Origin of the sequence: Sorangium sp. So ce385 (assembly GCF_051474135.1) — a bacterium.
Taxonomy (GTDB): domain Bacteria; phylum Myxococcota_A; class Polyangia; order Polyangiales; family Polyangiaceae; genus Sorangium; species Sorangium cellulosum_D.
Window position 1 is genome coordinate 12,278,907 of record NZ_CP150337.1, and the last position, 20,411, is coordinate 12,299,317.

Annotated in this window: 15 protein-coding genes; all 15 read left to right on the top strand. The window is 73.0% G+C overall.

What is annotated here, in order from left to right; translation table 11 throughout:
- Positions 1 to 86 precede the first annotated feature (86 nt).
- The 15 genes from pheA to WME83_RS45010 all read left to right on the top strand — a co-directional run bounded on the left by pheA (position 87) and on the right by WME83_RS45010 (position 20,398).
- Complete coding sequence (gene pheA, locus WME83_RS44940; RefSeq protein WP_437315864.1) at positions 87 to 1,166, top strand: prephenate dehydratase; 1,080 nt, start codon at positions 87 to 89, stop codon at positions 1,164 to 1,166.
- Between the two features lie 175 nt (positions 1,167 to 1,341).
- The gene (locus tag WME83_RS44945; protein WP_437315865.1) at positions 1,342 to 2,640 is read left to right on the top strand and encodes a hypothetical protein; all 1,299 of its coding nucleotides are present in this window, start codon (positions 1,342 to 1,344) and stop codon (positions 2,638 to 2,640) included.
- 147 nt (positions 2,641 to 2,787) lie between these two features.
- Positions 2,788 to 3,387: an RNA polymerase sigma factor gene (locus tag WME83_RS44950; protein ID WP_437315866.1), complete on the top strand. Its 600-nt coding sequence runs from the start codon at positions 2,788 to 2,790 to the stop codon at positions 3,385 to 3,387.
- Entirely contained in the window at positions 3,384 to 4,517 is a 1,134-nt protein-coding gene (locus WME83_RS44955) for a tetratricopeptide repeat protein (RefSeq protein ID WP_437315867.1), read from the top strand. Before WME83_RS44950 ends, WME83_RS44955 begins: the two co-directional genes overlap by 4 nt.
- A 73-nt stretch (positions 4,518 to 4,590) precedes the next feature.
- On the top strand, positions 4,591 to 5,649 hold the full coding sequence (locus WME83_RS44960) for a hypothetical protein (RefSeq protein WP_437315868.1): 1,059 nt from the start codon (positions 4,591 to 4,593) through the stop codon (positions 5,647 to 5,649).
- 61 nt (positions 5,650 to 5,710) lie between these two features.
- Positions 5,711 to 6,763: a hypothetical protein gene (locus tag WME83_RS44965; RefSeq protein ID WP_437315869.1), complete on the top strand. Its 1,053-nt coding sequence runs from the start codon at positions 5,711 to 5,713 to the stop codon at positions 6,761 to 6,763.
- A gap of 58 nt (positions 6,764 to 6,821) precedes the next feature.
- The gene (locus WME83_RS44970; RefSeq protein ID WP_437315870.1) at positions 6,822 to 8,891 is read left to right on the top strand and encodes a PEP/pyruvate-binding domain-containing protein; all 2,070 of its coding nucleotides are present in this window, start codon (positions 6,822 to 6,824) and stop codon (positions 8,889 to 8,891) included.
- Positions 8,892 to 8,955: 64 nt separating this feature from the next.
- Positions 8,956 to 9,639, top strand: coding sequence for a DUF4956 domain-containing protein (locus tag WME83_RS44975; RefSeq protein ID WP_437315871.1), 684 nt, complete (start codon positions 8,956 to 8,958; stop codon positions 9,637 to 9,639).
- A gap of 99 nt (positions 9,640 to 9,738) precedes the next feature.
- Positions 9,739 to 11,865 carry an HlyD family secretion protein gene (locus WME83_RS44980; protein WP_437315872.1) on the top strand — a complete coding sequence of 709 codons (2,127 nt, stop codon included), beginning with the start codon at positions 9,739 to 9,741 and terminating at the stop codon, positions 11,863 to 11,865.
- 127 nt (positions 11,866 to 11,992) lie between these two features.
- A complete protein-coding gene (locus WME83_RS44985; RefSeq protein WP_437315873.1) occupies positions 11,993 to 13,228 on the top strand; it encodes a CotH kinase family protein in 1,236 nt (411 codons plus the stop codon).
- Between the two features lie 366 nt (positions 13,229 to 13,594).
- Complete coding sequence (locus WME83_RS44990) at positions 13,595 to 14,908, top strand: Ig-like domain-containing protein (RefSeq protein ID WP_437315874.1); 1,314 nt, start codon at positions 13,595 to 13,597, stop codon at positions 14,906 to 14,908.
- A 362-nt stretch (positions 14,909 to 15,270) separates the two neighbouring features.
- Positions 15,271 to 16,194, top strand: coding sequence for an alpha/beta hydrolase family protein (locus WME83_RS44995; RefSeq protein ID WP_437322115.1), 924 nt, complete (start codon positions 15,271 to 15,273; stop codon positions 16,192 to 16,194).
- Between the two features lie 93 nt (positions 16,195 to 16,287).
- Positions 16,288 to 17,358, top strand: coding sequence for an AraC family transcriptional regulator (locus WME83_RS45000; RefSeq protein WP_437315875.1), 1,071 nt, complete (start codon positions 16,288 to 16,290; stop codon positions 17,356 to 17,358).
- Positions 17,359 to 17,389: 31 nt separating this feature from the next.
- Positions 17,390 to 18,070, top strand: coding sequence for a methyltransferase domain-containing protein (locus WME83_RS45005; RefSeq protein ID WP_437315876.1), 681 nt, complete (start codon positions 17,390 to 17,392; stop codon positions 18,068 to 18,070).
- Positions 18,071 to 18,151: 81 nt separating this feature from the next.
- The gene (locus tag WME83_RS45010) at positions 18,152 to 20,398 is read left to right on the top strand and encodes a glycosyltransferase (RefSeq protein ID WP_437315877.1); all 2,247 of its coding nucleotides are present in this window, start codon (positions 18,152 to 18,154) and stop codon (positions 20,396 to 20,398) included.
- Positions 20,399 to 20,411: the final 13 nt, after the last annotated feature.

Genomic DNA, 20,411 nt, shown 5'->3' on the forward strand with positions numbered 1-20,411 from the left:
GCGCGTTCCCCGCGCCGAGGCGAGCCTTGCGCGGCGGCGTCCCCTGCGCTTTGATGGCCGCCGGTCCCATCCGAGGTGAATTGTACATGACGACCCTGGGCGAGCTCCGCGTGCGCATCGACAGCATCGACGATCGGATCCTCGAGCTCCTCGCCGAGCGGGCCGAGGTGGCCGTCGAGGTCGCGCACGCGAAGCGCGCCGCGAACGCCACGCAGTTCCACGATCCGGAGCGCGAGCGGCGCGTGCTCGACCGCCTCCAGACGAAGGGCGCCGGCCGCTTCCCGCGCGAAGCCATCCGGGTCGTCTTCCGGGAGGTGATGAGCGCCTGTCTGTCGCTCGAGGAGCCCATGAAGGTGGCCTTTCCAGGCACCGAGGGCGCCTTCGCCGAGGTCGCCGCGCGCCACCTCTTCGGGCTGGCCGCGCGCTACCGGGAGACGGGCACCATCGAGGGCGTCTTCGACGCCGTGCGCGCGGGCGAGGCGGCCTGCGGCGTCGTCCCCATCGAGAGCTCGTCGGACGGCTCGGTGACCCTGACCGCGGACGCCCTCATCGAGAGCGACCTCCAGATCCGGCAGGAGCTCGTGCTCGACGTGGCGTATTGCCTGTTCAGCAAGGCCGAGGGGCTGAGCGGCATCACCCGCGTCCACGGGCACTCGCACGCGCTCTCGCAGTGCCGGCTCTGGCTCGCCAAGCACCTCCCCGGCGCGCAGATCGTCCAGACCGCCTCGGTCGCCGCGGCGGCGCACGAGGTCCTCGGCGATCCCGCCGCGGCGGTGGTCGGCAACCGCGGCGCGGGCGAGCTCTACGGGCTGCCGCTCCTGCGCGAGCGCATCCACGACCGCCCCGAGAACGCGACCCGCTTCATCGTCATCGCCCGGGCCGACGCGCCGCCCACGGCCGCCGACAAGACATCGATCGTCTTCTCCGTGCAGGAGGAGCCCGGCGCGCTCCGCCGGGTGCTCGCCATCTTCGACGACGCCGCCATCAACCTGACCCGGATCGAGTCGCGCCCGAGCCGGCAAAAGCACTGGGACTACGTCTTCCTCGTCGACCTGGAGGGCCACCGGAGCGATCCGCGCGTCGCCGAGGCGATCGAGCGGCTGCGCGCCCGCTGCGAGATGGTGAAGGTGCTCGGGAGCTACCCGCGGTCGGCCGGCGCGCGCTGAGGCCGCCGGCGCCGCTGTTCCGGCGCCGCCGCCCCGCGGTGATCGCACGAACTCCGCGGTTCGGGGCGGCCCGCCGGGGATGGTGCCCCGGAGGGAAGGATGGTAATTTCCGCAGCCCGTGCCGGCTGCGTCGCTCGCGCTCGCCCTCCGCGCTGCCCGAACGGCGGCCAGCGCGGTGGCCTGCACGCTCCTCGCCCTCCCGGCCGCCGCCGAAGCGCCCAGCGCTGCCCGCGAGGCGCCCCGCGCCGCCCGCGCGCCGGTGCTCGTCCTCGCGGCCTTCCCGGGCGCCGGCCCCATCGAAGAGCGCGCCATCGACCTCGTCGCGGCCCATGTCCGCCCCCTCGGCGTCCGCCTCCAGGTCGTCCGTCGCGGCGCGCCGACCCGCGCGCTGCACACCCTCCTCCCCGACGCCCGCGCCCTCGCCGACGCGTGGGACGCGCGGGGCGTGCTCTGGATCGACGCCGGCTCGAACGACGAGCTGGCCTTGTACGCGGTCGAGCGCGGCGGCGATCAGGTCTACGGCCGCCGCATCCCGGTCCCGCCCGGACAGACCACCGCCGCCCTCGAGTCGCTCGCCAACATCGCCGGCGCGGTCGCCGAGGAGCTCCGCGAGGGGCGCATCGCCGGCCTGGCCGAGGTGGATGTCGCCGCGGCCGCGGCCCCGCCGGCGGCTCCCCCCGAGCCCGCCGCCGCCCCTGCGCCCGCGGCGCCCTCCGCGGCGGCCGCAGGCGCGGCGCCGCGCCCGCCGCCGCCCGCGGTCGAGCGAGGCGCCCGCCCCGAGGCGCCCCCGCTGCCCACGCTGGCCGTGCAGGTCGGCTACGCCGGCGCGAACTTCAGCGGCGAGGTGCCCTGGCAGAGCGCCGCCGCGCTCCGCGCCTCGTGGGCGCCGGTCGATCAGGCCGTCCTCGGCCTGGGGTACGATCTGGTCCCTCCGGTCACGCTCGGCGACGACTGGTCCTCGTTCGAGCTCGTGCGTCACCCCGTGAGCGCGACCGGACAGCTCCGGCTCCGGCTCCCGCGCGGCTTCGACCTGCAGCTCGGCGCGCGCGCCAGCGTCGACATCGTCGAGCGCATCCCTCAGCCTCCCGCGCAGCCCACCCCGTCGTGGCCGCCGCCGCCCGCGTGGCCGCTGCCGGCCTGGCCGCCGCAGCGGGGCGAGCCGCTGCCGCCGCCGGGCTTCCCTCCCCGCTGGCGGTGGCCGCGGATGATGCCGCGGCAGCTGCCCCCGCCCGAGGCCCGGACCGATGTGATCGTCAGCGCCGCGCCGGTCGCGGAGCTCGGGTACGCGCTCACCGGGTGGCTTCGCCTCAAGGCGATGCTGGGCGTGGACGTCCTCCTGACGCAGCCGGACGCCTCGGTGCACCCGGCCCTCGCGCTCCAGCCCGACCCGGTGCGGTTCCTCGCCGGCCTCGGGCTGGAGGTTGGCTTCTCCTTGCCGGCTTCCCCGGCCGCGGAGGGCGCGGTCCGGCGATGACCGCCCGCGCCGCGTGACCCGGCTCGGAAAGAAAATTGACCCGGGTCGGGCCGGGCGCCGCACCAGGTCGGGGCGATGGACGCTGCGCACACACGAGCTCTTCGCAGGAGCGTCGGACCGTTTCCCGAGCCGCGCCCGGCCAGCGCCATGACCCGCCCCCCTCCCCCACCGTCGCCCAGCGCGCCCCTGCCGCTCGATCTCGAGCGGATGCGCCGCGCCGGCGCGGGCGATCCAGAGGCGCAGGCCTGGCTCATGACGCACGTCATCCCCCGGGTCCGCCGGATCGCGCGGGCGTTCCTCCGCAGCTCGGCCGACGCCGACGACGCCGCGCAGCTCGCCCTGCTCGCGATCCTCGAGAGCGCCTCGACCTACCGCGGCGAGGCCGCCGTCGAGGCCTGGGCCAGGCGCATCGCCGCCCGCACGATCCTCCGCTACGTCAAGCAGCAGCGCCGGGACGGCGCGCCGGTCGCGCCGGAGAGCGCGATCGACGAGGAGGTCGCCCAGGCGCCGCATCAACCCCCGTTCGAGGCGCTCCCGCGCGAGGCGCGGGCGTACCTCGACGCGCTGCCGGAGGCGCAGCGCAACGTGATCCTCCTGCACCATGCGCTCGATTACTCGATCGAGGAGATCGCCGGAATGACCGAGGTCAGCCCCGACACCGTGAAGAGCAGGCTGCGCCTCGGGATCGGCGCGCTCCGCAAGCAGGTGCGCCAGGACATCGCCATCGGCCGCAAGAGGGCATCATGACAGGGACCCAGAAGCCCGAGATCGATCTGGACCGCCTGCCCGCCATCTTCGCCGCCGAGGCGCGTGGCGAGCCGATCCGCCCGGAGGACGCGGCGCTCCTCCGCCGCGCCGAGCAGGAGGACCCCGAGCTCCGCGGCGAGGCGCGGCTCTGGGCTGCGATCGGGAGGCTCGGCGACGAGCGCGGCGCCGGCCTCGAGCTCAGCGACGCCGCCCTGCTGGGGCGGGTGCTCGCGCGCGCCCACGTCGAGCCCGCGCCGAGGAGCGCGGCGCGGCCGCGCGCGGCGCCGCGGCCGGCGCTGCGGCGGGGGGTCGCGTGGACGCTCGCGGGCGTGGCCGCCGCGGCGACCCTCCTGGGCGCGCTCGCGGCGGAGCTGATCGACGGGCCCGCGCAGGCGCCCCCGCCCGCGCCGGGCACGAGCGAGGCGCTCGCTCCGAGCGGCGCGCCGCCCGCCCCCGCGACCGCGGCGCCGGGAGCACCATCGCCGGGCCCAGGCGCGCCATCGCCCGGCGCAGGCGCGCCCTCGCCGAGCGCAGGCGCGCCATCGCCGGGCGCAGGCGCGCCCTCGCCAGGCGCGGGCGCGGCGCCGAACGAGCCGCCGGGAGCGCCCTCGCCGGGCCCAGGCGAGGCCGCTCCCCCGAGCGAGCCATCGCCCCGCGCGGGCTCGGCGGCGAGCGAGCCCGCGGCCACCGGCGCGGGCGGCGCCCGGGATCGCGCCCCGCAGCCGCCCAGGCCGCGCGCGGAGGAGCTCCCGATCGGCCCGGAGGCGCTGCTCCTGCGCGCGCAGGCCCGGCTCGGGGAGGGGAAGACCGCCGAGGCGAGCGCCGCGTACCGCGCCCTGCTCGCGCAGCACCCGTCCAGCCCCGAGGCGCGGGCGGCGCTCGTGTCGCTCGGCCAGATCGCGCTCCGCCAGGGCAAGCCGGCCGAGGCGCTCGGCCACTTCGAGCGCTACCTCGCCGGCCCCGGCGGCCCCCTCGCGGCCGAGGCCCGGGTCGGGCGGGTGCAGTGCCTGCGCCGGCTCGGGCGGGCGGCCGACGAGCGCGCGGCCATCGCCGACTTCCTCTCCCGCCACGGCCAGAGCGTCCACGCCCCGCGGCTGCGCGCGCGCCTGTCCGAGCTCGGCGGCACGTGAGCGCCGGCGCCCGCGCGGCCTCCGCAAAAAAGATTGACCCCCCAACCTGCGACATCTCCACCAGGTCATCGAGATGTCGCGAAAAATTCGCAGAATTGTAAAATTCCCTCACGGGGTCGGAGGGCGCGCCGGCGTCCTCGTCGGGCTCCTGAGCCTTCTTTCTCTTCACTGCTCGACGTCGGGCACGGGCGACACGACGGGCGCCGGCGGCGCCGGCGGCTCCGGTGGCTCCGGCAGCTCCACCGGGCCCGGCGGGCCGCCCGGCGACCCCACGCGCCTCGTCGGCGCCTTCCAGGTGCGCTCGCTCCCCGACACGCCGGCAGGCGACGCGCCGTCCGGCAGCACGTCGGTCGTCGGGAAGATCTACGACGGGCCCACGCCGTCGCAGATCATCTGGGAGATGGCGGCCGAGGAGGGCAGCTGCCGGCTCCTCACGCCGCGCGTCCCGTTCTGTAACGAGCCCTGCGGGGGCAGCGCCGTCTGCGTGGAGGACGACACGTGCGAGCCCTACCCGGCCGCGCACAGCGCCGGCGCCGTGACGGTGACGGGCCTGAACCTCGAGTCGGGCGAGGCGTCCCTCGTCATGACCCCCGTGGCGAACAACTACCAGCCTCCCGCCGGCGTGAAGCTCCGCTATCCGCCCGCCGACGAGGGCCAGGCGGTCCGCTTCGAGGCCAGCGGCGAGTACTTCGACGCCTTCGTGGTGGAGGCGAAGGGCGTGAGCCCGCTCGAGCTCCTGAACGACACGATCCGCCTCGATCCCGATCAAGACGTGCAGCTCGCGTGGACGCCGCCGGGACAGGCCGGCGCCTCGGAGATCTACGTGAAGCTCGACATCAGCCATCACGGCGGCACCAAGGGGATGATCGAGTGCTCCACCGAGGACACCGGCTCGCTCGACGTGCCGGGGTCGCTCGTCACGCAGCTCCTCGACCTCGGCGTGGCTGGCTTCCCGACCGTCATCGTCACGCGCAGGTCCGTGGGCTCCACGACGATCACGTCCGGCCGGGTCGATCTCGTCGTCTCGTCGCAGATCGAAAAGTCGGTCGAGATCGCGGGGCTCACCTCGTGCAACGACAGCTCGCAGTGCCCCGAGGGCCAGACCTGCCAGCCCGATCTCACCTGTAAATGAGCCTCGCCGGCTGCCGGCGCGGCGCACAGCCCAGCTTAACCAAGACAAAGGAACAGATGCCATGACCATCCCTTATCGCCCCTTGCTGCTGCCCCTCGCCGTCGCGCTGCTCTCCACCGCCGTAGGCTGCTCCGGCTCGGACGCGGATGCGCCGAACGACGGGACGACCAGCACGTCGTCGAGCTCCGGCGGCGGCACCACCGGCGGCGGCACCACCGGCGGGGGCACCACCGGCGGGGGCACCACCGGCGGCGCCACGACCGGCGGCGCCACGACCGGCGGCGCGACCACCGGCGGCGCCACGACCGGCACCGGCGGCGGGACGACCGAGAAATTCAGCTTCTTCGTGACCAGCCTCGTCGCCATGCAGGAGCTGTCGGGCTCGGAGGACGGCTTCGGGGGCGATCTCCGCTTCGGGGAGACGGGCCCGGGCGCCGGCCTCCGCGGCGCGGACAAGATCTGCGCGACGATCGCCGAGAAGAGCCTCCCGGGCGCGGGGAGCAAGCAGTGGCGCGCGTTCCTGAGCGCCGTCGCGGGAGAGGACGGCAAGCAGGTCGACGCGATCGACCGGATCGGCGAGGGGCCCTGGTACGACCGGCTCGGCCGGCTGGTCGCCAACAACAAGGAGGAGCTGCTCAACGATCGCCCCATCGCGGCCGACGAGGCGATCATCGATGATCTGCCGAACGAGGACGGCGTCCCCAACCACCAGCCCGATCCGAGCCAGCCCGAGGTCGACAACCACGACATCCTGACGGGGACCAACGACCAGGGCAGGCTCTACAGCGCGACGGCCACGTGCAAGGACTGGACGGCCAAGGCGGGCGACAAGGAGGCGGAGGGGAGGCCGCGCGTCGGGCACTCGTGGCCGAGGAACTTCGGCGGAGGCTTCCCCGGCGGCGGCTCCAGCGGCGCGGGCTTCCCCAGCGGCTCCAGCGGCGCGGGCGGCCCCGGCGGGAACATCAACATGGCCAACTGGATGTCGTCCCTCGACGAGTCGGGGTGTGCGCCTGGCATCAACCTCCTGGAGACCGGGGGGCCGCTGCCCAACGAGGCGACCGTCGGCTCGGGCGGCGGCTACGGCGGGATCTACTGCTTCGCGCTGACGCCCTGACGCAGGCGTGCCGGCGCGCGCCGCCCCTCGATCAGCTTACTTGTCTCAGGAGGATTTCATGTACCAAGGCAATCGCATCACGTCGATCGTCGCGCTCGCCCTGCTCTCCGCGGTGCTGCCGGGCGCGTGTGGCGACGGCGGCGCGCCGGACGACGTCGGCGCGGCCCCGGAGGTCTGCGAGCGCAAGGGCGACGACGGATCGACGGAGTTCCTCAAGCGCGTCGGGTGCGCCGAGGACTTCGAGGCGCTCGCGTCGGCGCCCGTCGACGCGAGCTTGCCCGGCGCGCGGTCGGTCAAGGTCGTCCTGGATCAGGCCGATCAGAACGCGCTGTATTTCCAGAACAGCGTTCTCTACCAGATCCATTACGACTTCGTATCTTCGCACCTCTCGGGCGAGGGGCTGCCCTATGTCCCTCCCCTCGCCGAGTTCAACGCGACCGAGTACTTCACGCCGGATCGCCGCTTCGTCCTCGGCGCGGTGACGCATTACGAGGGTCCCGGCACGTGGGCGCTCGAGCTGTCGCCCTACGACACCGCGTCCGCGGACATGATCACCGCCCTGTTCCGGGCGGTGCAGGGGGCCTCCTTCTTCGGCGCGAAGCTCGCCTTCCACCCCACGTCGGAGGCCGTCGCGGCCGAGGCGGAGAAGCTGCCCGCCGACATCCCCGTGGTCAGCACCGGCGATCTCTACGCCGGGATCGACTACCAGCCGCTCTCGCTCGGCACGGCCATGGGGCGCCTCCACTTCGCGAAGGCGGCGGATCTCGACGACGAGTACCTGTCCCATCAGGACATCGTGGTGCTCGACGAGGCGCCCAACGACATCTCGGTCGTCCAGGGGATCATCACCGAGGAGTTCCAGACGCCGCTGTCGCACGTCAATGTGCTCTCCCAGAACCGGCGCACGCCCAACATGGGGCTGCGCAACGCGATGAGCCACCCGGATCTGCTCGCGCTCAAGGACAAGCTGGTCGAGCTCACCGCGGGGCCGTCGTCCTGGAGCGTCCGCGAGGTCACCGAGGCCGAGGCCGAGGCGTTCTGGGAGGCGCACAAGCCCGAGCCCGTCACGCTCCCCGAGCTCGACCTGACGGTCACCGATCTGCGCGACATCGGGGAGGTGACCCCCGATCCGCCGGAAGGCGAGCCGCTCCGGGACGCGATCAAGAAGGCCGTCCTCGCCTTCGGCGGCAAGGCGGCCCACTACTCCATCCTGTCGAGGATCCCCGACCTCCCGATCCAGAAGGCGTTCGCGATCCCGGTCTACTACTACGACCAGTTCATGAAGCAGAACGGCTTCTACGAGCAGATCGAGGCGATGCTCGACGACCCGAAGTTCAACACCGACCCGGCGGTCCGCGACGAGCAGCTGAAGGCGCTCCGCGACGCCATGAAGGCGGCGCCGGTCGACGCCGACTTCCAGGCGCTCCTCAAGGCGAAGATCGAGGCGGAGTACCCCGGGCACAAGATGCGGTTCCGCACCAGCACGAACAGCGAAGATCTCGACGGGTTCCCGTGCGCCGGCTGCTACGACTCGAACACCGGCGATCCGACCGACTGGGAGGACGTCCTCGACGCCATCCGCAAGACGTACGCGAGCGCCTGGAAGCTCCGCACCTTCGATGAGCGCACCTATTACGGCATCGATCACCGGTCGATCGGGATGGCCCTGCTCGTGCACCACAATTTCCCCGACGAGGAGGCAAACGGCGTGGCCATCACCAACAACCCGTTCGACACGGCCGGCGTCCAGCCCGCGTTCTACGTCAACGTCCAGGCGGGCGGCGACGTGGAGGTCGTGGCCCCGCCGGCGGGCGTGACGAACGACGAGTTCCTCTACTTCTTCAGCCAGCCGAACCAGCCGGTCACCTACCTGACGCACTCGAGCCTCGTGCCCGAGGGCGAGACGGTCCTCTCGGCGGCGCAGGTCCACGCGCTCGGCGCGGCGCTCGACGCCATCCACACCCGGTTCTCCCCCGCGTACGGCCCCGCGGCGGGCAACACCGGCTGGTACGCGATGGACGTGGAGTTCAAGTTCGACGACGACGCGAGCCCGAACGAGCCGCCGACGCTCTACATCAAGCAAGCGCGCCCCTACCCCGGCCGCGGGGCTGCCGCCGGGGCGCCGTGAGGCGGCCGACCGCGGGCCCGGGCGGGCCGCGCCCCGCGGTCGCCGCAGGCGAGAACGGACCGTCATGATCGACTGGCTCGGATGGGTCACCCAGGGGAGCGCCGTGGACCTCCGCAGGGCCCTCGTGGCGCTCCTGCTCGCGTTCGGGCTGGGGCAGGTGGTCGCGCTCGTCTACATGGCCACCTTCCGCGGCCTCTCCTACTCCCGCTCCGCCGTGCACAGCATGGCCATGGGCAGCGTCATCACCTGCATGCTGATGCTCGCCGTGGGCAGCAGCGTCGCCGCCGGCATCGGCGTCGCCGTGGGCCTCAGCGCGGTCCGCTTCCGCACGACGCTCCGCGATCCGCGCGACGTCATGTTCGTCTTCGCGGCGCTCGGCGTCGGCATCGCCTGCGGGCTCCAGGCGTTCGGCGCGGCGCTCGCCGGGGCGGCGATCTTCGGGGGCGGGACCTGGCTCCTCCACGTCACCGGCTACGGCGCGCGGCGGCAGCCGGACGGCCTGCTCCGCTTCACCGCGCCCTCGATGCCCGACGCGGAGGAGGCGCTCGCGAAGATCCTCCGCGCGCACTGCGCGACCTTCTCCCTCGTGACCCTCCGGGAGGCCGCGCAGGGGACCCTCATGGAGCACGCCTACCAGATCAGCGTCCGCGCGCCCGAGCTCCGCGCGCCGCTCGTCTCGAGGCTGCAGGCCATCCCGGGCGTGCAGGACGTCTCGCTCATGCTCCAGGAACCGACGCTGGATCTCTAGCGGCCGAGGCCCCTCGTCGAGAGGCCCGCCTCGCCCGCCCCACGGGCGCGCTCGGCCCGTCGACGCGACCGCCTGGTCATCACCGCGCAAGGATCACCGATGTACAGCTATCAGCGACTCCGCTCGGCGCTCAGGGACGCCGGCCCCGCGATCACCCTCGTGCTCACGCTCGGCGCCGCGCTGTGGCTCCACCTCGACGGCGGCGGCCCGCGCGGGCAGGTCTTCGGCTTCGCCGAGGCGCTGCCCGAGGCGATCTCGCCGATCGAGACCGCCCGCGTCGCCTCCATCGAGGTCACCGTCGGCCAGGAGGTCGCGGCCGGGCAGGTCATCGCGACGCTGGACACCTCGGTGATCGACGCCGAGATCAACGTCGCGAAGGCGGAGAAGGCGCAGGTCGAGGCCGATCTCCGGATGGAGCTCGCCCTCGTCGAGCAGGAGCTCGACGCGGATCGCGCGTCGGTCGAGCGCCACCTCGCGGAGCAGCGCGAGGAGCAGCGCCGGGCGGTGGCCGAGGCGAAGGTGCTGGACGGCGAGATCGCGAGGATGAGGGCGCTCGTCGAGGGCCACCTGACGGCCGTCGACCAGCTGGCGAAGCTCGATCTGCAGCGCGCGACGGTGACGGCGATCGCCAGCGAGAAGCCGCGGACCCTGAGCCTGCTCGCGGCGCAGCTCGAGGCGGCCGATCGGCGCCGGAGCGAGCTCCGGGATCGGACGTCGGGGCTCGCGGCGAAGCTCGACGCGGACGCGCGCGTCGCGTCCGAGAACATCGCGATGCTCGAGCAGCGGCGCGCCGGGTACACGCTGCGCGCGGCGAGCGCGGGGCGCGTCGCCTCGATCGACCGGCAGCCCGGCGACGTGGTCCCGGCCGGCGAGCCCGTGGCGCAGCTCGTGAGCGCGCGCTCGGGCGCGCGCGCGATCGCCTGCGTCCCCGAGCGGCTCGCGCTCGGCGTGCACGAGGGCGACGGCGCCGAGCTCTGGATCCGCGGCCAGCTCGGCGGTCCGCTGCCGGGCACGGTCTCCGCGGTGGGTCCGGTCGTCTCGGAGCTCCCCCCGCGCTGCTGGCCGGCGCCGGAGGTGCCCGCGTGGGGCCGCGTGGTCACCATCGCGCTCGACGCGCCGGCGGCGCTCGTCCCCGGCCAGGCCTTCGACATCACCTTCGGCGGCGCGCGCGCGGCCCCGCCGCCCAGGCCCGCCCCGGCGCCGCCCAAGCCCGCCCCCGCCGCCCCCGCCGCCGCCGCCGCGCCGCAGGCCGCCGCCGCCGCCGCGTCGCAGCTCCCCATGAAGGTGCCGCCGGCGCTGGCCGGCCGCTCGCGCCTCGAGCCGTCCGGCGTCCTCGCGCGCCCCGGCGAGTCGCGGTACCTCATCGTCAGCGACGACACCGGCCACGAGCGCAACGAGGGCGCGCCGTGGCTCTTCGCGATGTCCGCGGGCGGCGCCGTCGCGCCGGATCCGGTGCCCGTGAGCGGCGTCGACGAGCTGAGCGACGTCGAGGGGATCGCCGCCGGCGACGCGGGCGAGGTCTACCTCCTCTCGTCGCAGAGCTACAGCAAGAAGGGGAAGCGCAAGCCCGCGCGGACCGCGCTCCTCCGCCTCCGCCCGGAGGGCGGCGGCTTCCGCGTCGACGGCGAGATCCACCTGGCGGAGCTGCTCGACGCGGCCCCCGCGCGCGCCGCGGCGCTCGGCCTCCCGGACGGGACGCGGGCGCTCGACATCGAGGGCCTCGCCTTCTGGCAGGGCTCCCTGTACCTCGGGCTGAAGGCGCCGCTCGATCCGCAGGGCAACGCGATGATCTGGCGGGTCGCCGCCCCGCTCGCGCTCTTCGGCGGCGAGGGCGCCTCCCCGGTCCAGGCCGCGCGGGCGAAGGGCGGCCGGGCCGCGGACGAGGCGAGGCGCTTCGAGGCGGCCCGCGTCTCGCCGTGGGCGCGCGTGCGCGTCGACGTGGAGGTCGACGGGCGGCCCACGCCGGGCGGCATCTCGGAGCTCGCCTTCATGCCGGACGGCTCGCTCGCGATCGCGTCCACGCCCTCGACCGCGGACGGCGATGCCGGCGCGCTGTGGCGGGTCGAGCGCCCCGAGGCCGGCGTCCTCGCGCCGCGCCTCGTCCAGCGGTTCCCGGGGCTCAAGCCCGAGGGGCTCACCCCCTCGCTCGCGCCGGGCGCGCTGATGATCGTGTTCGACGCCGGCAGCGCCGCGCCCTCGTTCCACGAGCTCCCCTGGCGCCCGTGAGCGCGGGCCCCGCGGCCCGGCGCTCCGATCGCGCCGCGCCGCGGCACGGGCGGGCGGCGCCGCCCGCGCGGGCGGATGCGGAGGAGAGGCGGTATCCAGAGAGATGCTCCACAGCAAACCGGGAACGATGAGAATCCGCCACGCTTCCACCGCCCTCGCGCTCCTCCTCGTCGCGGCGAGCCAGAGCGGCTGTCCGGTCCACGAGGCGACCGGCGAAGCGGTCTTCGATCGGACGAAGCTGCACACGATCGCGATCACCGTCGACGAGGCCCACCTGGAACAGCTCGCCACGGATCTCGAGAACCGCGTGCCGTGCACGCTGACCTACGACGGCGAGGTCGTCCGCGGCGTCGGGATCCGGCAGAAGGGCAACGACATCAAGGAGCTCGAGAAGAAGCCGAGCTTCAGCGTCAAGATCGACGAGTTCGACGAGCAGGCGGAGCTCGACGGGGTCAAGAAGCTCTTGTTGAACAGCGCCAAGCAGGACTCGAGCTTCTTGCGCGAGCAGATCGGGGGGGACATGCACGAGCGCGCCGGGGTGCCCGCCGCGCGCACCGCGCACGCGGTGCTGAGCCTGAACGGCGTCGACAAGGGCATCTACGTCGTCACCGAGGCCATCGACAAGCGGTTCCTGAGGCGCCATTTCGGCGAGAAGAACGACGAAGGGGCGCTCTACGAGGGGCCGTGCTGCGGCGATTTCGTCGACGACCTCGGCGCCGCGGAGCTCGACGGCGGGGAAGACCCCGGCGCGGCCGCGCTCCGCGCGCTCGCCGACGCCATCCGGGACACGCCGGACGAGGCGCTCGCGGCGAAGGTGAGCGAGCACCTCGACCTCGATCGCTTCATCACGAGCTTCGCCCTCGAGGCGCTCCTCGGCCACTGGGACGGCTACGCGTACCGCGCGAACAACTATTATCTGTACGAGAGCCCGGTCGACGGGCGCTTCGTGTTCCTCCCCCACGGGATGGACCGCATCCTGGACGACCCGCGCTTCGACACCGAGACCGCGCCCGTCGCCGTGCTCCCGCGCCGCATCCGCGAGATCCCGGCGCTCGACGCGCGGTTCCGCGCCGAGCTCGACCGCATCGCGCGCGCGGCGTGGGACGAGGGCGCCGCGCTCGCGGCCATCGATCGGGCGGCGCAGGTGATCAACACGGCCAGCGCCGGCGAGGAGACCCGGGAGGATCTCGTCGAGTTCAACGCGAACGCGAGCGCGCTCCGGGACGCCCTGAAGCTGCGCCGCGCCCTGATCGACCCCGCGATCGTGTGCGGCGACGGCGACGTCGGGGGGCTCGAGACGTGCGATGACGGCAACACGGCGGCCGGCGACGGGTGCAGCGCGGCGTGCCGCGTCGAGCCCTGACCGCCGGCGGCCCTTCCTTCTGCTGCACGGCGTCGAGCGCCGTGACCGAGCTCAACCGTCGTGTTGCGCAAGCCGCTGCCGGAGCCCGCGAACGGTTGCGGGATGGCGCAAGGACCCGCGGACGTCCCGACCCGACAGAGGGCCTCCGGCGCCGCTGAACCGCAAATTCCCGACGCCTCCGGTCGGCCCCGCCGCGGCATGCGCGATGCTGCAGGCGGAGCCCGGCGCGCAAGGGGCCATGGGCCGCCCTGGAGATTCTGCTGCTGCTGTCAGCAGAGCTCGCCGCGCCCGCGATGATGTTGCCGAACGTCACCAGGGAGAAGGTGCACCATGCGAAGCTTATTCCACTCTCGCGCGAGTAGAACGATGCTCATCGCGCTCGTCGCCGCGACGCCCGCGTGCGACGGGGGCGCGGAGGGCGCCGCGGCGAAGGAGGCCGCGGAGACAGGGGCCATCCGTGCGGCGCTCACGGTCGGAGGCCAGCGTCACGACGTCGTCGCGGTCCACTACAAGGTCGTTGCCGTGGACGCCACCTGCGGTGATGCGGCCATCGCGGAGACCACGAGCGCGCTGGAGGAGGAGGCGCTCCCCGAGCTCTCGCTGCCTCCCGGGTCCAGGGTCCACGCGGGGGCGGACGGCCTGTTCGTGTTGCCGCCCGGCGTCTACCGCGTCTGCGCGACCCCGTTGAGCAGCGCCGGACCCTCGGTGGAGTGCGCCCCCGCCGAGGCGACGTCCTCGGTCTACCCCGAGGGGACGTCCGAGATCACCCTCGTCTCCCAGTGCGCCGGGGCGCCGAACGGCGGGCTCGACGTCGTCGCCGCCCTGAACGACCCGCCGACGCTCGACGACATCGACATCGCCCCGAGCAAGTTCATCACGCAGTGCGAGACCGCCACGATCGCGGTTACGGCGTCGGATCCCGACGGCGACGCGTTCTGGGTCGCCTGGGAGCTCACCGGCGGCGCGGGCGAGCTCGCGGGCGACGGCGGCGCCGCGACGTTCACCCCGGCGGGCCCGGGCGTCGCCACGGTCCAGGTGACGGTCACCGATGTGCTTGGCGGGAGCAGCCGGCTCTCGTTCCCCGTGCACGTGTCGGCCGCGGACTGCGGCGGGGCGACCTGCAGCGACGGCCTCCAGAACCAGGGCGAGACCGGCGTCGACTGCGGGGGCCCGTGCGCGCCGTGCGGCGGCGTCTCGGTCTACAGCTTCGTCGACACGCCGGCGGACGACGTGGGCATCAAATCGCTCTACGACTTCTTCTCCAGCCTCGGCAGCGTGAGCTCGAGCCAGCACATCCTGTTCGAGATCGTCACGAACGAGGGCGCGACCGCCTGGTGCTCCGAGAACGCCGCCTTCTACGTCGACACCTACGTCGCGCAGACGAACGAGGGCGGCGGCGGCTTCCAGTCGGGCCCCTGGAACAAGTACTGGCGCGTGGCCGACGGCCCCTGGTCAGGGCCGGACACGGGGCAATACTGGAACTTCTACGCCGCGAGCTGCGATGAGAGCCCGTACTCGTGGTGCGCCGAGTGGGACCTGGGAGGCTACCGCTGGGCCGTGATGCCCCATCACACCGTGACCAACGGCGAGAGCTACTTCGACTGGAGCTATTCGAACGGCGAGAACTGGGTGGTCACCATCGCGGTCGGCGATGACCGCCTGTCGACCTGCGGCTTCTAGCCCCGCCTGCCAGGAGACCGGCGCTCTCGGCCGCCGCTCCGCCTCTATCCATCCATGGGTCGCGTGCGTCCGCGCTCGCGGCGGCCTTCGCTGGGATCCGTCGATGCCGCCGCCGGCGACGCCGCCGCTCGCGGCCGCCGTCGCAGCGCCCGCCGCGCAGCGCGCTGTCGCCATCGGATGACGGTTTGTCGCGATCGGATTGGCGTGAGCGGGACCGCGGCCGCAGATCGGGTGCAGGTGGACGGGGCACGCCCTTTGTGTCACGGCGTTCCGTCCCGTCCTCGACTTCCACCAACCGTCCAAGGAGAAGGCCCATGCCTCAATCGGTCCAGGAGACCACCTCCCCCGCGCAGCAGGAGGCCATGACACAGACGCAGATCGAGAAGGTCCTGCAGACCATCGCGGATGGCTTCCGTGTGTCGTTGCGCTCGCCCATCTTGCATTCGCCGGCAGAGCACGCCTTGACCTACGAAGACGTCACCTTCCCGTCGCAGGACGGCGTGCCGCTCGAAGGCTGGTTCATCCCGGCGTCCGGCTCCGACAAGCTCATCATCGCGAACCACCCGCGCTGGTTCAGCCGCTCCGGGCTTCCGTCACATCTGGAGCCTTGGAGGTCGCTCGGCGCGGCAGCCGGCAACGATTTCGAGGTGAACTTCCTGCCGGACTACAAGATCCTCCACGACGCCGGCTACAACGTGCTCGCCTACGACCTGCGCAACTTCGGCCACAGCGGCGCGGCCAACGGCGGCATCTTCACCGTGGGACGCTTCGAAGCCCGCGACGTCATCGGCTCGTTGAGCTACGTGCGCAGCCGCCGGGACCTGCGCGACATGACCATCGGTCTGTTCAGCCGCTGCGTGGGCTGCAATGCCACCATGTTCGCCATGACGAAGCACCCCGAAGCGTTCGCGGGTGTCCGCTGCATGGTCGCGCCGCAGCCGCTCTCCTGCCGCGTCGCGCTCGAGCGGGCGCTTGCGCGGCTCGGAGTTCCGGCCCACTACATCGACGACCTGGAGGAACGCATCAGGCTCCACACGAGCTTCAAGCTGGACGACCTCTCGCCAGTCCCGTGGGCGAGGAGCGTTATGATCCCGACGCTGCTGTACCAGGTCCGCGACGATCTGTATACTAGGCCGGACGACGTCCAGGCGATGTACGACAACATCCCGATCGACGAGAAGAAGCTGTTCTGGATCGAAGGGACCACGCGACGGTGGGACGGATACACCTACTTCGCGAAGGACCCGAGACTGATGCTCGAATGGTTCGGCACGTACATGAAGTGACGACGCCGGCTCGAACCACACGAGCAGCAAGGGTCCGGTCGCGACGCCCCGGGCCGCGGAGGCTTCCCATGGTAAACGTCCGGCTCGCCTGACATGGCGGCCGACCTCGTCCCGCTGTCGCGCGTCCTCGTCGATCGCGTCGCTGCGCTCGGCGTCGACGCGGCCGCGCTGCTGCGGCGGGCCGGCGTGGCGCCGTCGCAGCTCGAGGTCGCGCGCCCCGTGGTCACGACGCGCGAGTACTTCGCCTTCTGGCGCGCGCTCGGCGACCTTTCGCCAGCGCGCGACATCGGCTTGCGGCTGGGCGGCGAGGCCAGCCCGTACCAGCTCGACGTCGCCACGCTGGCAGCGCTGCACGCGCGCACGCTCGGCGAGGCGCTGGCGCGGCTCTCGCGCTACAAGCGGCTCGTGTGCGCCGAGGAGGTGAGCGTCGACGTCGCGCGAGGCGAGGCGCGGGTCGGCTTCCACTGGATCCATGCCGCAGAGCCGCTGCCGCATCTGTTGGTCGAATGCGTGTTCGCCGCGCTGCTCGACCTCGCCTGGCGCGGCAGCGGCGAGCGCCTGGTGCCGCTCCGCGTCGAGCTGTCGCGCCGGCGCGCCGACGCATCGCTGCTGCGGCGCCACTTCGGTTGCGCGCTCGTCTTCGACGCCGCCGTCGATCGGCTGGTGCTCGACGAGTCGGCCCTGGCGCGACCGTTTCGCACGCAGAACGCCGAGCTGTGCGCGCTGCTGCTACCGGCGCTCGACGCGGCGATCGACGAGCGGCTGCGCTCGCGCTCGCTGGTCGACGACGTGCGCGCGGCGCTGCGCCGGCGGCTGACCGGCGAGCCGGTGAAGATCGATCACATCGCGGGCGACGTGCGGCTGACCCCGCGCACGCTGCAGCGGCGCCTGGTGAAGGCCGGTACCAGCTATCAAGCGCTGCTCGACGAGGTCCGCCGCGACGCTGCGCGCCGGCTGCTCGCGGCCACCGAGCTGGGGATCAGCGAGATCGCCTTCCTCCTCGGGTTCGCTGAGCTGAACTCCTTCACGCGCGCCTTTCGCGGTTGGGAGGGGACGACGCCGCTGCGCTGGCGTCGAGCGGCGTTCGAGGCGAGCGCCGCGCGAGGTCCAGCGGCTGCTCGCGCCGCGCTCACGGCTCAGCCCGGCCGCGCGCGGCTCGGGTGAGGCTCCGTCGCCCCCGTGCTATGGGGCCGCCATGCCGAACGCCGCCGGCGACATCGACGTGGAGGCGCTCAACGACCGCCTCGCCCGGGAGCACCCGATCGACGACTACTACGACCGCGCCCCGCTGCCGATCCGGCTCATCGAGCGCGAGCGGCTCGCCATCATCCGCGACATGCTCGGCGACTGCGCGGGCCTCGACCTCGCCGAGATCGGCTCCGGCGGCGGCCACGTGCTGCGCATGTTCCCGCGGGCGCGCATCACGGCGATCGACGTCTCCGACGTCTTCCTCGACACCGCCCGCAAGAACCTCGCGGGCTACGACGCCCGCTTCCTCAAGGGCGAGGTCGACAAGCTCGACCTCCCCGCCGCGAGCTTCGATCGCATCATCTGCACCGAGGTCCTGGAGCACACGGTCGACCCCGCCGCCGTCCTCGCGGCCATCGCGCGCCTCCTGCGCCCCGCCGGCGTCGCCGCGATCACGGTCCCGAACGACCCGCTCATCGCGCGGCTGAAGGGCATCGTCCGCCGCACGCCGGTCGGCTACCTCCTGCGCGACCGCATCCAGTGGGGCGGCGACGTCTACCACCTGCACCAGTGGACGCCAGACGAGTTCGGCCGCCTCCTCGATCGCCACTTCCGCGTGACCGAGCGCCGCGCGGCGCCCCACGGCGCCCTGCCGATCCGCGCCTGCTTCCGCTGCGTCCCCCGGTGACCGCCGCCGTGCACCCGGACCGCCCCGAGCGCCCGTCGCCCCGTCGCGGGCCCCCCTTCCAGGCAAGATAGGCGAACCACCATGTCCGAACCCCAGTCCGAGCCTGCTCCGGAGACCCCGATCGAGCTCTCCGTCATCGTGCCCTGTCTGAACGAAGAGCTGAACATCCCCGAGCTCACCGAGCGCGTCCTCGGCGTCTTCCGCGAGGGCGCCCTCGCGGGGGAGCTCATCCTCGTCGACGACGGCTCGACCGACGGCACCGCCACGACGATCCGCGCGCTCATGGCCGCGCACCCCGGGCTCGTCGTGGGGTGCTTCCACCCGCAGAACCGCGGCATCAGCGCGGCCTGGCGCTCCGGCGCGGCCGCCGCGCGCGGCAAGCTCGTCGCCATCATCGACGCCGATCTCCAGTACCAGCCTGAAGACCTGCTGCGCCTCCGGCGCGAGCTCTACGAGCACAGCGTCGATGTCGTCCAGGGCTGGAGGAGCGCCGTCGGCCGGCGCAAGGACCGGCGTTACCACCTGAGCCGCGGGTTCAACGCACTGCTGAACACCACCTTCGGGATGTCGCTCCAGGACAACAAGAGCGGCTTCGTGATGTGCGCGCGCGAGGTGTTCCAGGATCTCCTCACGTACAAGGGCAGCTACTTTTACTGGCAGTCGTTCATCCTGGTCGCCGCCCACGCCAAGGGCTATTCGTACAAGGAGGTCGAGACGCTCTTCGAGCAGCGCCGGCAGGGCGTCTCCTTCCTCGACAAGGGGGCGGCCGGCGCCGTGGTGAAGTCGTTCTACGACGTCGGCAAGGCGATGTGGGAGTACCGCGTGGGCCGGCCCCCGGCGGACGTGGCCACGCAGTACCTCCGCCGCCACCCGGTGATCGACCGCTCGCCGGAGCGCGATCCGCTCACCACCGCGAAGTGGCGCGCGTACCTCGCCGCGTTCGACCACACCCACTGGATGATCACGCGCGACGTCGAGCACTACTACGAGACGCTGCGCAAGACGCAGTGGCTCACGCCGGAGCAGACCCGCGAGCTCCAGGACGAGAAGCTGCGGAGGCTGCTCCGCCACTGCTACCGCAACGTGCCTTATTACCGCGCCCGCATGCAGGAGCTCAAGCTGCGGCCCGAGGACATCCGCGGCCAGGAGGACCTCCACAAGCTGCCGTTCCTCACCAAGGCGGATATCCGGCGCCACCTCTACTTCGACATCATGTCGGAGAACCACGACAAGTCGCAGGTCCTCAAGATCACGACGAGCGGCTCCACGGGCGAGCCGTTCGTCTGCTACGCCGACCGGGCGCAGCTCGAGTTCCGCTGGGCGGCGACGCTCCGGGCGCAGGAGTGGACGGGCTACCGCTTCGGCGACCCGACGGTGCGGCTGTGGCACCAGACCCTCGGGATGACCCGGTGGCAGGCGGCCCGCGAGCGCGCGGACGCCATCCTGTCGAACCGGACGTTCATCCCCATCTTCGAGCTGTCCGACGACAACCTGGGCAAGATGATCGCGCGGATCGCCGAGGTGCAGCCGGTGCTCATGGACGGCTACGCCGAGGCGCTCGATTTCCTGGCGCACTACGCGAAGGGCACCGGCAAGGTCGCGGCCCGCCCGCGCGCGATCATGTCGAGCGCGCAGACGCTGCCGCTGCCGAGCCGCCGGCTCATCGAGGAGGCGTTCGGCTGCAAGGTCTTCGACAAGTACGGCAGCCGCGAGTTCTCGGGCATCGCCTACGAGTGCGACGCGCACGAGGGCCACCACGTCGTGGCCGAGGGGTACATCGTCGAGATCCTCCGCGACGGGCGCCCGGCGGAGCCCGGGGAGATCGGAGAGGTGGTGATCACCGACCTCAACAACTTCTGCATGCCCTTCGTCCGCTACCGCATCGGCGACCTCGCCGAGGCGATGGATCCGGCCGTGCCGTGCCCTTGCGGCCGCGGGGCGCCGCGCGTGGGCCGCATCGAGGGGCGGGTCCAGTCGATCATCCGGGGGACGGACGGGCGTTATCTGCCCGGCACGTTCTTCGCGCACTACCTCAAGGAGTTCGATTACGCGATCAAGCGCTTTCAGGTGGTGCAGGAGGAGCGCGACGCCATCACGTTCCGCGTGGTCAAGGGCGGGCGGTTCTCGCAGCAGGTGCTGGACGAGGTGCTGGCCACGTTCCGCCGCTTCCTCGGCGAGCGGATGCGCATCCAGGTCGAGTTCGCGGACGACATCGCGCTCGTCCGCACGGGCAAGCACCTCGCCAGCGTCTCGCGCCTGAACGTCGATTTCCAGCGCGCCGCGCCGGCGGAGATCCTGTCGCCCGGCCCGAACGGCGCGGGCGGCTGAGCGGGGAGATCCG